Raw genomic sequence first — 13,523 nt, 5'->3', positions numbered from 1 at the left:
GGCTGGTTCAGCGGACCTTGGGCAACGCCTGCGACACCGCCTTGCCGATGCTGCGGCCCTGGCGACGCCCTTCCTCGATGGCATGGCGGAAGTGGATGCCGGCATACAGGCGCGACAGGCCGTTTTCCTCGGCCGCCTGCGAGAAGCCGCGGTAGTGGCGCGTGACGCCCGGCAGCGTGAGGCTGGTGAGGCCGTAGCGCACCCGGTCGCCGAAAAGATCGATCAGCACCTCGGCCGCGGCCCAGCCCAGCACGGTGTGCGTGGAGGGGTAGTCGGGCACCGGCGGCGTGACCAGCAGCGGCTGCCAGGAGGCATCGGGCTCGGTGGTTGTGTTGCCATCGTTCGCCGCCGCGTGGATGGCGGTGACCGGGCGCCAGAAGCGATGCTCGTACTTCTCGCCGAAGCCGGCGATGAAGCCATCGGCCATGGCGAAGTGCACCAGCGCGAAGGCACGTGCGGCCTCCCAGGCGTCGAGGCGGCGCTCGCGAACCACCGCATTGGCGATGCGGTTCCACCCCAGCGGCGAGTCCTCGTACCAGAACTTCGCGATCTCGGTCTGCTCGGGCGTGCGCGTGCGGCTGGCCACATGGCCGATCTCGCGCACCTCCTCCACGTCATGGGCGTACTGTTGGCTGGACAGCGGCAACGGGCCCTGGAGCGTGTGCTCGGCCAGCTTGATGGCGAACGGCGCCACGCGGCCCCAGCCGGGTTGTGCGGCAAAGGCGAAGGGTGCGGTGAACTGGTACTCGCCCGCGCCGGCATTCGGCACATACGGCGGTTGCGCAGCACCGGCGGCGCCGTCGGCGCTGCGGCGGTTCAGCGTGGCCCAGGCTGCGGCCTGGCCGGCGGCAAGGCCTGCGGTCTTGGCCGGTCCGTTGCGCACGGCGGCAAGCGCCTGACCATAGGCCTCTTCCACCAGCACGGCCTGCTCGGGCAACAGTTGCACCAGCACCTCGCGCGCCGCGGCGGCCACCGCGGCTTCCGGCGAAGCGCGCGGCGACTTCGGCAGGCCCGGCGTGTACGACTCGTAGCGCCGGTCGATCGCATTGAGCGCGTCATGGATCGACGCATGCAGGATGGAGAAGGTGCGTGACTGCGCCATCGGGTTGGTGCCCTGGCTGGGGGTGAAGGCCCGCTCGGCGATGGAGTTCCAGTGCACCACCGCATTCGGGCGGCGCTGGTGCGCGAGGTCGAAGCCGCGCGCGGCCATGAAGCTGTCGTCGGCCTGGGCGGCCGCGGCCAGCACGAAGCCGGCGCCGGCCGCGGCCGCCAGCCGGGCGAGCCAGCGGCCCAGGCCGCGGCGGGAGGGTGACGACAACGATGATGTCGTCATCGTGATGCTGGGAAAGCGATGCATGAACGTCCTCTCGGTCGATTGCGTTGAAAGAGGCGCTCATCGTTGCGGCGCCGCCCGGTTCACGGCAGAGCCGAAATCGCCCAAGATCGGTTCATTCGTGCCAACCCCCTAGCTCGCAAGCCATGCCCGCTGCCCGCCCGTTGCCGCCGACCACGCGCCATGTGTCGCTGCTGGCCGTACCCGATGCCGTGGTCTCCACGCTGGCCGGCATCTACGACGTGATGAACGCCCGCGCGGTGCTGGGCACCAGCGCCATGCCACCCTCGGCCGCGCCGACGCCGCCGCCGACGTTCCGGGTCGAGATCGTGGGCGAGTCGGTAGGGCCGCTGCAGCTCGCCAGCGGCGTGCCCATTCATGTGCAGCGCTGCATCGACGAGGTCGACACGAGCGACATCGTCATCGTCCCTTCGATACTGCTGCGCGGACCCGAGTGGCTCAAGGGCCGCTATCCGAGGCTGGTGGAGTGGCTCGCACGCATGCATGCACAAGGCGCGCTCCTGTGCTCGGCCTGCTCGGGCATCTTCCTGCTGGCCGAGACCGGCCTGTACGACGGCAGGGACGCGACGGTGCACTACGGCTACGCACGCGAGTTCAGGGCGGCCTACCCGCAAGTGCCCATCCACCCCAAGCGCGTGCTGGTGGTGTCGGGCCAGCGCGAGGAGCTGGTGAGTTCGGGCGCCTCGACCACCTGGCACGACATGGTGCTCTACCTGATCGCCCGCTTCGCGGGTGCCACCGACGCACAGGACATCGCGCGTGCCTATGCGCTGCAGTGGCACCAGGACGGCCTCGCGCCCTACATCACCTTCGAAGGGCGGCGCGACCACGGCGACGCCGAGATCGAGGCCGCGCAACGCTGGCTGAGCCAGCACTTCGCGGTGGCCAACCCGGTGGACGAGATGATCCGCCGCAGCAACCTGGCCGAGCGCACCTTCAAACGCAGGTTCACCACGGCCACCGGTCTCTCGCCCATCGACTATGTGCAGAGGTTGCGGGTCGAAGACGCAAAGCGCCGGCTCGAGCGCACCGACGATTCGGTGGACGAGATCAGCTGGCGCGTGGGGTATGAGGAGGCCGCGTTCTTCAGGCGCCTGTTCAGGCGCATCACCGGCATGGCTCCCGGCGCGTATCGGAAGCGCTTCCGGATTCCGGAGTTTGCGAGGCCTTGAACGTCAGAGCGCCTTGCTGCTGCTCCGACATTCGACCACCCCAGGGGCGCCTCGGTCAGGCTTCCTGAGCGCGCACGGCACCCTTCGACTTCGCCAGCGACGTCTTGGAAGCCTTGGCAATCATCTGCTGGTAGATCTGGTCGACGGCTGCGTCGTGCTCGGCCAGCTCACCTGCCACTTGGGTGCTCACGCGATCGGCACTGCGCCTCACGCTCACCGGCAGGGCGTCGAGCGCTCCGGAGCGCGCACAGGCGCTGAGGACGCCAGCAGGGTCGAGAAGGGCAGCGAAGGGATTGGGAGTCGTCGACATCGGAATTCAAAAGGTCTGGGATACGGGGTCTGCGGCAAGAAACGACGATCGAATCGTCGATAACGATCACACGTCGATATTCGCCGCCCTCAAGGCGTTCGTCTCGATGAAGTCCCTGCGCGGCTCCACCTCGTCGCCCATCAGCATGGTGAACACGCGGTCCGCCTCGATCGCGTCTTCGATCTGCACGCGCAGCAGGCGGCGCACGGTCGGGTCCATGGTGGTTTCCCACAGCTGCTCGGGGTTCATCTCGCCCAGGCCCTTGTAGCGCTGGCGGCCCACGCTGTTTTCGGCCTGCTGCATCAGCCAGGCCATCGCACCGCGGAAGTCGGCGACCTGCTGTTCCTTCTGCTTTTCGCCTTCGCCCTTCCTGACCACCGCCTCGGCGCCGATCAGGCCCTTGAAGGTCTTGCCGGCACCGGCCAGGGCTTCGTAGTCGGCACCGTGCACGAAGTCGGCGTTGATCACGCTGCTCTTGATGTTGCCGTGGTGCTTGCGGCTGATGCGCAGCATCTGCTTGTCGATGCGGGCGTCGTATTCGGCGCTCACCTTGGCGTCATGCAGAGCCGCCTGCATCGCGGCAGCCGAGGCCTGGGCCTGCTCGGGCGTGTCGAGGTTGATCTCCAGGCCGTCGGCCATGGCGCGCAGGGCTTCGCCGTCCATCCAGTTGGACAGGCGGTCGATCACGTTCTGCGCCAGCACGTACTGCCGCGCCAGCTGCTCCAGCGCCTCGCCCTTCAGCACGCTGTTCGTGCCCACGCCGGTGTGCAGTTCGGCATCGGCAATGGCCACGCGCAGCAGGTAGGCATCGAGCTCATGGCCGTCCTTCAGGTACTGCTCCTGCTTGCCGAGCTTCACCTTGTAGAGCGGCGGCTGGGCGATGTAGATGTGGCCGCGTTCCACCAGCTCGGGCATCTGGCGGTAGAAGAAGGTCAGCAGCAGCGTGCGGATGTGCGCGCCGTCCACGTCGGCGTCGGTCATCACGATGATGCGGTGGTAGCGCAGCTTGTCGGGGTTGAAGTCGTCCTTGCCGATGCCGGTGCCCAGCGCGGTGATCAGCGTGAGGATGGCCTCGGAAGACAGCAGCTTCTCGTAGCGGGCCTTCTCCACGTTCAGGATCTTGCCGCGCAGGGGCAGGATCGCCTGGAACTTGCGGTCACGCCCCTGCTTGGCCGAGCCGCCGGCGGAATCGCCCTCCACGATGTAGATCTCGCACAGCGCCGGGTCCTTCTCCTGGCAGTCGGCCAGCTTGCCGGGCAGGCCCAGGCCGTCGAGCACGCCCTTGCGGCGCGTCATCTCGCGGGCCTTGCGTGCCGCTTCGCGGGCGCGGGCGGCCTCGACGATCTTGCCGCAGATGATCTTGGCGTCGTTCGGGTTCTCGAGCAACCAGTCGGTCAGCAGCTTGCTCACCACGTCTTCGACCGGCGCGCGCACTTCGCTGGAGACGAGCTTGTCCTTGGTCTGGCTGCTGAACTTCGGCTCGGGCACCTTCACGCTCACCACGCAGGCCAGGCCTTCGCGCATGTCGTCGCCGCTGATCTCGACCTTGGCCTTCTTGGCCATCTCGTTGTCTTCGATGTACTTGTTGATCACGCGGGTCATCGCCGCGCGCAGGCCGGTCAGGTGGGTGCCGCCGTCACGCTGCGGGATGTTGTTGGTGAAGCAGAGCACGCTTTCGTTGTAGCCGTCGTTCCACTGCATGGCGACTTCCACGCCGATGGTGGTGTTCTGCTCGCTCACCCGTTCGCCCATGGCATGGAAGATGTTGGGGTGCAGCACCTTCTTGCCCTGGTTGATGAACTCGACGAAGCCCTTCACGCCGCCCGAATAGGCGAAGTTGTCTTCCTTGGCGTTGCGCTCGTCGACCAGCTTGATCTTCACGCCGTTGTTCAGGAAGCTCAGTTCGCGCAGCCGCTTGGCCAGCACGTCGTAGTGGAAGTCGACGTTGGTGAAGATCTCCTCGTCGGGCGAGAAATGCACCTCGGTGCCGCGCTTCTCGGTCTCGCCGATCACCTTCATCGGGCTCACTTCGAAGCCGTCGCGCTGCTCGAGCACGCGGTCCTGCGGCACGCCCTTCTTGAACTCGAGGTAGTGCACCTTGCCGTCGCGGCGCACCGTCAGGCGCAGCAGCTTGGACAGCGCGTTCACGCAGGAGACGCCCACGCCGTGCAGGCCGCCGGAGACCTTGTAGCTGTTCTGGTTGAACTTGCCCCCCGCGTGCAGCTCGGTCAGCGCGATCTCGGCCGCGCTGCGCTTGGGCTCATGCTTGTCGTCCATCTTCACGCCGGTGGGGATGCCGCGGCCGTTGTCGATGACGGAGATGGAGTTGTCGGTGTGGATGGTGACGACGATGTCGTCGCAGAAGCCGGCCAGCGCCTCGTCGATCGAGTTGTCGACCACCTCGAACACCAGGTGGTGCAGGCCGGTGCCGTCGGAGGTGTCGCCGATGTACATGCCCGGGCGCTTGCGCACCGCTTCCAGGCCTTCGAGGATCTGGATGCTGCTCTCGCCGTAGCCGGCGGACTGGTCTTGTGCAGGCTTGTTCTCGGGTTGCTCTGGCTGCTGGTTCTGGTCGGTCATATCCACTCACTTGCCGGGCCCGCGATCGCTCGCAAGCCCATAAGAAACGCTGAAGCGGGCCGCAGCCCGCTTGGGATTCAGTCCTTCAAGACTGATCCGGGAGGTCAGATGCGCATCGGCATCACGACGTACTTGAAGCCACCCTGTTCCGGAATGGTCACCAGGGCGGAGCTGTTGGCATCGGCCAGCGACACGGTCACCATGTCCTGGCTCATGTTGGCCAGGGCGTCCATCAGGTAGGTCACGTTGAAGCCGATCTCGATGGTGTCGCCGCCGTAGTCGATCTCGAGCTCTTCCTTGGCCTCTTCCTGCTCGGCATTGCTGGAGGCGATGCGCAGGGTGCCCGGCTCGATGTTGACCCGCACCCCCTTGAACTTCTCGCTGGTCAGGATGGCGGCGCGCTGCAGGCTGGCCAGCAGCGGCGCGCGACCCAGGGTCACGTGGTTCTTGTGGTTCTTGGGAATCACGCGGTTGTAGTCGGGGAACTTGCCTTCCACCAGCTTGGTGACGAACTCCATGCCCGAGAAGCTGAACTTGGCCTGGTTGCCGGCAAAGCGCAGCTCGATGGGGGTGTCTTCGTCCTTCAGCAGGCGCTGCAGCTCGAGCACCGTCTTGCGCGGCAGGATGACTTCCTGCTTGGGCATCTCGACGTCGAGAGTGGCCTGGGCCAGCGCCAGGCGGTGGCCGTCGGTGGCCACCAGCGTGAGGCTCTTGCCTTCGGCCACGAACAGGATGCCGTTCAGGTAGTAGCGGATGTCGTGCACCGCCATCGCGAAGTGCACCTGGTTGATCAGGCCCTTGAGGGTCTTCTGCGGCACGCTGAAGGCGGGGCCGAAATCGGCGGCCTCCTGCACCAGCGGGAAATCCTCGGCCGGCAGCGTCTGCAGCGTGAAGCGGCTCTTGCCGCCGGCCAGGGTGAGCTTGTTCTGGTTGGAGGTGAGCGACACCGTCTGATCGGCCGGCAGCGTGCGCAGGATGTCGATGAGCTTGCGGGCCCCCACCGTGGTGCTGAAGTTGCCGGCATCGCCGTCGAATTCGGCCGTGGTGCGCACCTGGATCTCCAGGTCGCTGGTGGTGAACTCCACCTGCCCCCCGTTCTTGCGCAGCAGCACGTTGGCCAGGATGGGCAAGGTGTGGCGACGCTCGACGATGCCGGCCACGGCTTGCAGTGCGCTCAGCACTTTGTCCTGGGTACTCTTCAACACAATCATGTCAACCTCTGAAGGTAGTGGTTCTTAGTAGGGGTTGGGTGTTCTTGTGGAAAACGCCATTTTCCCTTTTTCTGTCAGGCGCTTAGCTGGGCATCAACCCTGTGGGCCGAGGCCTTGTTTTCACGGTGGGCAACCGACAACAACTTGCGAAGGACGCGCCGGCCTGTGGATGACTGGCCGGTTGTTCGAAAGTTGTCCCCAGGCTTGTCACTTGACCGAGTTTGCCCTGGCCGTGTAGCGCTCGCTCGAACAAGCGATCAGCCTTTCAAGGTTTGTTCCAGCACGTGCAGCTGCTGGTTGAGTTCGGTGTTCTTGGTGCGTTCGCCCGAGATCTTGCGCACCGCATGCAGCACGGTGGTGTGGTCGCGCCCGCCGAAGAGTTCGCCGATCTCGGGCAGGCTCTTCTGGGTCAGCTCCTTGGCCAGGTACATCGCGATCTGGCGCGGCCGCGCAATCGAGGCGGGGCGCTTCTTCGAGTACATGTCGGCGACCTTGATCTTGTAGAAGTCGGCCACGGTCTTCTGGATGTTTTCAACCGAGATCTGGCGATTCTGGATCGAGAGCAGGTCCTTCAGCGCGTCGCGGGCGAGCTGGATGTTGATGTCCTTGTGCGAGAAGCGGGCGTAAGCCAGCACCTTGCGCAGGGCGCCTTCGAGTTCGCGCACGTTGGCCCGCACGTTCTTGGCCACGAAAAACGCCACGTCTTCCGGCATGGGCGTGCCTTCCGCCTCGGCCTTCTTCATCAGGATGGCCACCCGCATCTCGAGCTCGGGCGGCTCGATGGCCACGGTGAGTCCGGCGTCGAATCGCGAGGTCAGCCGCTCGTCGATGTCCACCAGCCCCTTCGGGTAGGTGTCGCTCGTCATGATGATGTGCGCCCGCTTGGCCAGCAGCGCCTCGAAGGCGTTGAAGAACTCCTCCTGCGTGCGCTCCTTGCCGGCGAAGAACTGCACGTCGTCGATCAGCAGCAGGTCGAGCGAGTGGTACTTGGCCTTCAGTTCGTCGAAGGTCTTGCGCTGGTAGTTCTTCACCACGTCGGTGATGAACTGCTCGGCGTGCAGGTACAGGATCCGTGCGTCGGCCCGGTCGGCCAGCAGGGCGTTGCCGACTGCATGGATCAGGTGGGTCTTGCCCAGCCCGACGCCGCCGTAGATGAACAGCGGGTTGTACATGGCGCCCGGGGCGCCGGCCACATGCAGCGCGGCGGTGCGGGCCATCTGGTTGGCGCGGCCGGGCACCAGCGTGTCGAAGGTGAGGCCGGGGTTCAGCCGGTTCTGGTTCTTGGCCGGGCTGCCGTTGAGGTGCAGTGCCGGCGCCTGCGGCGCTGCCGACGTCGGCATCGACAAGGCCTGTGCCGCGCTCACCGGCTGATGGTGGTTGCCGGCCGGTGTCGCCGGACGGGGCAGCATCTCGCGCGGGGCGAGGGTCAGCTCCAGGCGCACCGGCTTGCCGGCCAGCTCGGCCAGCACCGACTCGATGCGCGGCGCGTACTGCGTGCGGATCCAGTCGAGCTTGAAGCGATTGGGCACGCGCACCGAGGCCACGGCCACGTCGCCCCGATCGCTCACGTCGGCGGCGGGCAGTGGCCGGATCCAGGTGTTGAATTGCTGTTCGGGCAGCTCGGTAGCAAGGCGCTCGCAACCGCGCAGCCACAAGTCTTCGCTCATGTTGTGGACAAGTTCTTCTCGGAGCGGCGGGATTCTACGTGCGCGCCGCCCGGGGAAAGCGGGGTTATCCACAGTTTTTTGTAGAGGGTCAAGACCCCAAGAGACCCGCAATCCGTGGTGTAAGTCGTTGACCAGAAAGGGGGTTTTTGGTGTAATCGCGGGTTTCCCGCAGGGGCGGCTTCAAAGCCTTCGAACAGGCCATGGAGCGTTTTCGAGCCTTGCGGGAATCGTCAAATAGGCGCATTGCAGCGCTGCCGGCCCTCGGCAGATGAGCTTTCCGCGCTTGAGGATCCAACATGAAACGCACTTACCAGCCCTCGAAGGTTCGCCGCGCCCGTACGCACGGTTTCCTCGTCCGCATGAAGACTCGCGGCGGCCGCAAGGTCATCGCTTCGCGCCGCGCCAAGGGCCGCAAGCGTCTGGGCCTGTAAGGCCTGGTTCGGTGCGAACCGAGCCGCTTGCCGATGTTTGCCCGGCCGCAGTCTGGGCTGACCAGCCTTGTTGCGCCGTCGGACTTCCAACGGGTACTGGCCACACGGCCGGTGGCCCGCAGTCCGCACTTCAGCCTCCATCACACCGTGTCTGAGGCCAAAGAGTTGTCAACAGGCACGGCAAGCCCGGCCGCCGGGGCTGTGGAAATTCAGCCCGGCGCTGCTGCGCAGCCATGCTGGCGGCTTGGTCTCGTCGTGCCCAAGCGTCAGGCTCGTCGCGCCGTCACGCGCAACCTGGTCAAGCGCCAGGCGCGCGAAGCCATGCGCCAGCATCTGAGCCAATTGCCGCCCGGCGACTGGGTGGTGCGCCTGCGCGCGCCGGTTGAACGGCAGCAGTTTCCCAGCGCCGCCTCCGCGGCGTTGAAGCTTGCCGTGCGCGGCGAACTCGCCAGCCTCTTCGCCGCAGCGATGGCCCGGCGGCCAGGCTGAAGCAAAAGCCCGCGCTATGCCCCGGTTCAAGCTCTGGCCTCGCCAAGCCTTGATGTGGCCGGTGCGGGCGTATCGCTTCTTCCTGAGCCCCTGGCTCGGGTCGGCCTGCCGCTTCGAGCCGACCTGCTCGGTCTACGCATTGCAGGCGCTGGAGCACCACGGCGCGCTGACCGGCAGCTACCTCGCGACGGCGCGGCTGCTGCGCTGCCACCCCTGGTGCAACGGCGGTCTCGACCCCGTGCCGGCGGCCGCGCCGAAGCTCTTTTCCCGCTTCATCACCGCGTCGCCTGGCGCGGTCAAGCTCCCCTCTCCTTCTCAAGAGTCGTCGTCATGACCGATATGCGCCGCACCGTGTTGTGGGTGGTGTTCACGATGTCGCTGTTCCTGCTGTGGGACGGCTGGAACAAGCACAACGGCAAGCCCTCGTTCTTCAACCCGGCGGCGCCGCGCCCGGCGGCCAGCGCGCCGGCCGATCCCGGTGCGGTCGGCGGCGTGCCGGCTCCCAGTGCCACCGCCCCTGCGCAGCCCGGCGCCGTGCCGGGCGCCGCCGCGGCACCGGCTTCTTCAGCCAAGGTCACGCTGACCACCGACCTGCTGGCCGCCACCTTCGACAGCCAGGGTGGCAACCTCGTGCGCCTGGAACTGCTGCAGCAGAAGGACCAGAACGACCCGGGCAAGAACGTCGTGCTGTTCGATCGTTCGCCGCAGCGCAGCTATTTCGCGCAGTCCGGCCTGATCGGCCCGGGTGCCCTGCCGAACCACCTGACGGTGATGAACGTGGTGCCCGGTGAAACGACCCTGAAGGACGGTGCCGGCAGCGTCAGCGTGAGTTTCGAGTCGCCTGAGCTGAGCGGCGTGAAGCTGCGCAAGACCTACACCCTCAAGCGCGGCGAATACACCATCGATGTGGCGCACGAGGTGGTGAACAACGGCACCGCCGCCGCATCGCCGCAGCTGTATGTGCAGCTGGTGCGCGACGGCAACCCGCCCCCCGGCGAGTCCAGCTTCTACAGCACCTTCACCGGCCCGGCCGTCTACACCGACGTGGCCAAGTTCCAGAAGGTCGAGTTCAAGCACATCGAGAAGGGCGACGCCGACTTCCAGAAGCAGGCCGACAACGGCTGGATCGCGATGGTGCAGCACTACTTCGCATCGGCCTGGCTGCTGCCGCAAGGCCCGCGCGAGTTCCGCACTGCGAAGGTGAGCGACAACCTCTACTCGGTGGCGATGGTGCTGCCGGCCAAGTCGGTTGCGCCCGGCGCCACCGAGAAATTCGAGGCGCGCCTGTTCGCCGGCCCGCAGGAAGAGAAGAAGCTCGAAGCGCTCGCCCCCGGCCTCGAACTGGTGAAGGACTACGGCTGGTTCACCATCCTGGCCAAGCCGCTGTTCTGGCTGCTCGACAAGCTGCACGGCGTGATCGGCAACTGGGGCTGGGCCATCGTCGCGCTGGTGGTGCTGCTGAAGGTCGCCTTCTACTGGCTCAATGCCAGCGCCTACCGCTCGATGGCCAAGATGAAGGCGATCAACCCGCGCGTCATGGAGCTGCGCGAGCGCCTGAAGGACAAGCCGCAGCAGATGCAGCAGGAAATGATGCGCATCTACCGCGAGGAGAAGGTCAATCCGATCGGCGGCTGCCTGCCGATCATGGTGCAGATCCCCTTCTTCATTGCGCTGTACTGGGTGTTGCTGTCGAGCGTCGAGATGCGCAACGCGCCCTGGATCGGCTGGGTCACCGACCTGTCGGTGAAGGATCCGTACTTCATCCTGCCGCTGGTCATGACTGCGTCCACGCTGCTGCAGACCTGGCTGAACCCCACGCCGCCGGATCCGGTGCAGGCCAAGATGATGTGGATCATGCCGCTGGTGTTCTCGGTGATGTTCTTCTTCTTTCCGGCCGGCCTCGTGCTGTACTGGGTCACCAACAACCTGCTGTCGATCGCGCAGCAGTGGTTCATCAACAAGCGGCTGGGCGTGAGCTGAGCCCGAGCGGGTGACGACCACCCCCTCGAGTGCGCGAAGCCTGCGCCAAAAGTCACGCGACCCCCGCGCCTGTGGGGGCGAACGGCGTTGCGCGTGCCGGCCCGTACGCGCAGCATGGAGTCAGCGGGGCCGACCCGGGGGGCGCAGCAGTCAAACGCGACGCACTCGGCTCTGGAGGTTGTCCCGGAACGTCGCTGCTGCAGCGTCCTCCAGACGTGATCAGTCACGACCGGGCACCTCCCTCCGCGCCATCTTCGGCTGCGGCGCATCGCTGACAATCCGGCGATGCTGCCGCGCCACCACGATCCCATCGTTGCCGTTGCCACCGCTCCCGGGCGCGGGGCCGTGGGCATCGTGCGCGTGTCGGGCCGCGACGTCTCGCCCGTCATCGAGGCGGTCTGCGGCCAGCCGCTCAAGCCGCGGCAGGCGCACTACCTCGCATTCCGCGACGCGCAGGGCGAAGCCATCGACCAGGGCCTCGCGCTCCACTTCCCTGCCCCGAACAGCTACACCGGCGAAGACGTGCTCGAGCTGCAGGCGCACGGCGGGCCGGTGGTGCTGCAGCTGCTGCTCGCGCGCTGCCTGGCGGCCGGCGCAGGCATGGGACTGCGGCTGGCCGAGCCCGGCGAGTTCACCGAGCGGGCCTTCCTCAACGACAAGATCGACCTGGCGCAGGCCGAGGCGATCGCCGACCTCATTGAAGCGAGCACCGAGGCGGCCGCGCGTTCGGCCAGCCGATCGCTCGCAGGCGCCTTTTCGAAGGAGATCGAATCGCTGCGCGACCGGCTCATCGAGTTGCGCATGCTGGTCGAGGCCACGCTCGACTTTCCCGAAGAAGAGATCGACTTCCTCGAGAAGGCCGACGCACGCGGCCGCCTCCGCCGGGTGGCGTCGCAGCTCGATGCGGTGCTCGACCGCGCCCAGCAGGGCGCGCTGCTGCGCGAGGGCATCCACGTGGTGCTGGCCGGCCAGCCCAACGTGGGCAAGAGCTCGCTGCTCAATGCGCTGGCCGGCGCCGAGCTCGCGATCGTCACGCCGATTCCCGGCACCACGCGCGACAAGGTCAGCGAAACCATCCAGATCGAAGGCGTGCCGCTGCACGTGATCGACACCGCCGGCCTGCGCGAGGCCGGCGACGAGGTCGAGCGCATCGGCATCGCGCGCAGCTGGGCGGCCATCGAGGCGGCCGACGCGGTGCTGTTCCTGCACGACCTCACCCGGCTGGGCCAGCCCGACTATGAAGCGGCCGAACGCGACATCGAACGGCGGCTGCCGCACGGGGTGGCGCAGCATGCCCGCATCGTGCACGTCTACAACAAGGCCGACGCGCCCGAGGCCGCCGAGCCGCCCTCGCCGGCCGAAGGCGAGCAGTCGGTGCGCCTGTCCGCCAAGACCGGTGCCGGCCTGGCGGAGCTGCGCCGCTGCCTGCTGGCCATTGCCGGCTGGCATGCCGCACCCGAAGGCGTGTTCATCGCGCGCGCCCGCCATGTGCAGGCGCTGCAGGCGGCCCGGCTGCATCTGCAGGAGGCGCAGGCCCGCCTGGCGGAAGCCGACGCCGCTCTCGACCTTTTGGCCGAGGAGCTGCGCCTGGCGCACAACGCGCTGGGCGAGATCACCGGCGCGTTCTCGGCGGACGACCTGCTCGGCGAGATCTTCTCCCGCTTCTGTATCGGCAAGTAAGGCCGGCGGTTTTCGTGCAGGAAGCCACGACGACCGGAGTTCGCCGAGTGATCAGCGGGCCGATCCGGGCACGCCGCTTGTTGTGGGCCGCACACGCGATGCCCATAATTGGGAACAAATTCACACAGCGGCCCGCGCCTCTCCGCGGCGCCGCGACACTCGAGATCGACACGATGGAACTCAACGAACTCGTCCAGGCGGTGCAGTCGCTCAATGCGGAAGATGCCTTTCGCGGGCGGCTCGACGCCCAGCAATGGAAGACGCTGGCGCAGTACCTCACGCGCCACGAGATCCGTGCCGGAGACCTGCTCATCAAGCAGGGCGACAACGACCGTACCGTGTACTTCCTCGGCCAGGGTTCGCTGCAGGTGTTCACCACCGGCGGCCCTCCCGGGTCCAGCCGCATCGCGATCCTGCGCACCGGCTCCATCTGCGGCGAGCCGGGGCTGTTCGCCGACGGGCCACGCACCGCCAACGTCGAGGCCATGACGCCCTGTGTGGTGTGGGCGCTGCGCCTGCCGCGCTTCGAGGAACTGGCCGCCCGCGTGCCGGCCGTCGCGCTCGAAGTGGCGCGTGCCTGCGCCGGCGTCATGGCGGTGCGCATGCGCGCCAACATGTCCAAGCAGATGCCGATTTCTTGACCACCCCC

At 66.9% G+C, this 13,523-nt stretch carries 12 protein-coding genes; 7 read left to right on the top strand and 5 right to left on the bottom strand.

Translation table 11 applies throughout. The features are described 5' to 3' along the window. Positions 1-7: 7 nt before the first annotated feature. Complete coding sequence (locus tag E8D38_RS17480; protein WP_181179199.1) at positions 8-1,318, bottom strand: vanadium-dependent haloperoxidase; 1,311 nt, start codon at positions 1,316-1,318, stop codon at positions 8-10. A gap of 161 nt (positions 1,319-1,479) precedes the next feature. Between E8D38_RS17480 and E8D38_RS17475 the strand changes: the two genes are divergently transcribed. After that, positions 1,480-2,526 carry a GlxA family transcriptional regulator gene (locus E8D38_RS17475; RefSeq protein WP_140633801.1) on the top strand — a complete coding sequence of 349 codons (1,047 nt, stop codon included), beginning with the start codon at positions 1,480-1,482 and terminating at the stop codon, positions 2,524-2,526. 55 nt (positions 2,527-2,581) lie between these two features. Here the strand turns inward: E8D38_RS17475 and E8D38_RS29340 are convergent, their stop codons facing one another. The 4 genes from E8D38_RS29340 to dnaA all read right to left on the bottom strand — a co-directional run bounded on the left by E8D38_RS29340 (position 2,582) and on the right by dnaA (position 8,294). Beyond that, entirely contained in the window at positions 2,582-2,716 is a 135-nt protein-coding gene (locus tag E8D38_RS29340) for a hypothetical protein (RefSeq protein ID WP_281286134.1), read from the bottom strand. 186 nt (positions 2,717-2,902) lie between these two features. Then, entirely contained in the window at positions 2,903-5,416 is a 2,514-nt protein-coding gene (gene gyrB, locus E8D38_RS17470) for a DNA topoisomerase (ATP-hydrolyzing) subunit B (protein ID WP_140633798.1), read from the bottom strand. Between the two features lie 104 nt (positions 5,417-5,520). After that, positions 5,521-6,627, bottom strand: coding sequence for a DNA polymerase III subunit beta (dnaN, locus tag E8D38_RS17465; RefSeq protein WP_140633795.1), 1,107 nt, complete (start codon positions 6,625-6,627; stop codon positions 5,521-5,523). A 257-nt stretch (positions 6,628-6,884) separates the two neighbouring features. Further along, positions 6,885-8,294: a chromosomal replication initiator protein DnaA gene (gene dnaA / locus E8D38_RS17460; RefSeq protein ID WP_140633792.1), complete on the bottom strand. Its 1,410-nt coding sequence runs from the start codon at positions 8,292-8,294 to the stop codon at positions 6,885-6,887. 296 nt (positions 8,295-8,590) lie between these two features. On the opposite strand from dnaA, the gene rpmH reads away from it, so the two are divergent. The 6 genes from rpmH to E8D38_RS17430 all read left to right on the top strand — a co-directional run bounded on the left by rpmH (position 8,591) and on the right by E8D38_RS17430 (position 13,515). Further along, complete coding sequence (rpmH, locus tag E8D38_RS17455) at positions 8,591-8,725, top strand: 50S ribosomal protein L34 (protein WP_140633789.1); 135 nt, start codon at positions 8,591-8,593, stop codon at positions 8,723-8,725. Positions 8,726-8,758: 33 nt separating this feature from the next. Continuing rightward, positions 8,759-9,214: a ribonuclease P protein component gene (gene rnpA, locus E8D38_RS17450; protein ID WP_140633786.1), complete on the top strand. Its 456-nt coding sequence runs from the start codon at positions 8,759-8,761 to the stop codon at positions 9,212-9,214. Positions 9,215-9,230: 16 nt separating this feature from the next. Continuing rightward, positions 9,231-9,548, top strand: coding sequence for a membrane protein insertion efficiency factor YidD (gene yidD / locus E8D38_RS17445; RefSeq protein ID WP_140633783.1), 318 nt, complete (start codon positions 9,231-9,233; stop codon positions 9,546-9,548). Then, entirely contained in the window at positions 9,545-11,194 is a 1,650-nt protein-coding gene (gene yidC / locus E8D38_RS17440; protein ID WP_140633780.1) for a membrane protein insertase YidC, read from the top strand. Before yidD ends, yidC begins: the two co-directional genes overlap by 4 nt. Positions 11,195-11,479: 285 nt before the next feature. Continuing rightward, entirely contained in the window at positions 11,480-12,874 is a 1,395-nt protein-coding gene (mnmE, locus tag E8D38_RS17435; protein WP_140633777.1) for a tRNA uridine-5-carboxymethylaminomethyl(34) synthesis GTPase MnmE, read from the top strand. A 173-nt stretch (positions 12,875-13,047) separates the two neighbouring features. Beyond that, positions 13,048-13,515: a cyclic nucleotide-binding domain-containing protein gene (locus tag E8D38_RS17430; protein WP_140633774.1), complete on the top strand. Its 468-nt coding sequence runs from the start codon at positions 13,048-13,050 to the stop codon at positions 13,513-13,515. The last annotated feature ends 8 nt before the right edge of the window (positions 13,516-13,523 follow it).

This window comes from Methylibium rhizosphaerae, assembly GCF_006386545.1.
GTDB lineage: Bacteria > Pseudomonadota > Gammaproteobacteria > Burkholderiales > Burkholderiaceae_C > Pseudorivibacter > Pseudorivibacter rhizosphaerae.
Note: the sequence above shows the minus strand (reverse complement) of the source record. Positions and strands in the feature narration are given on the sequence as shown.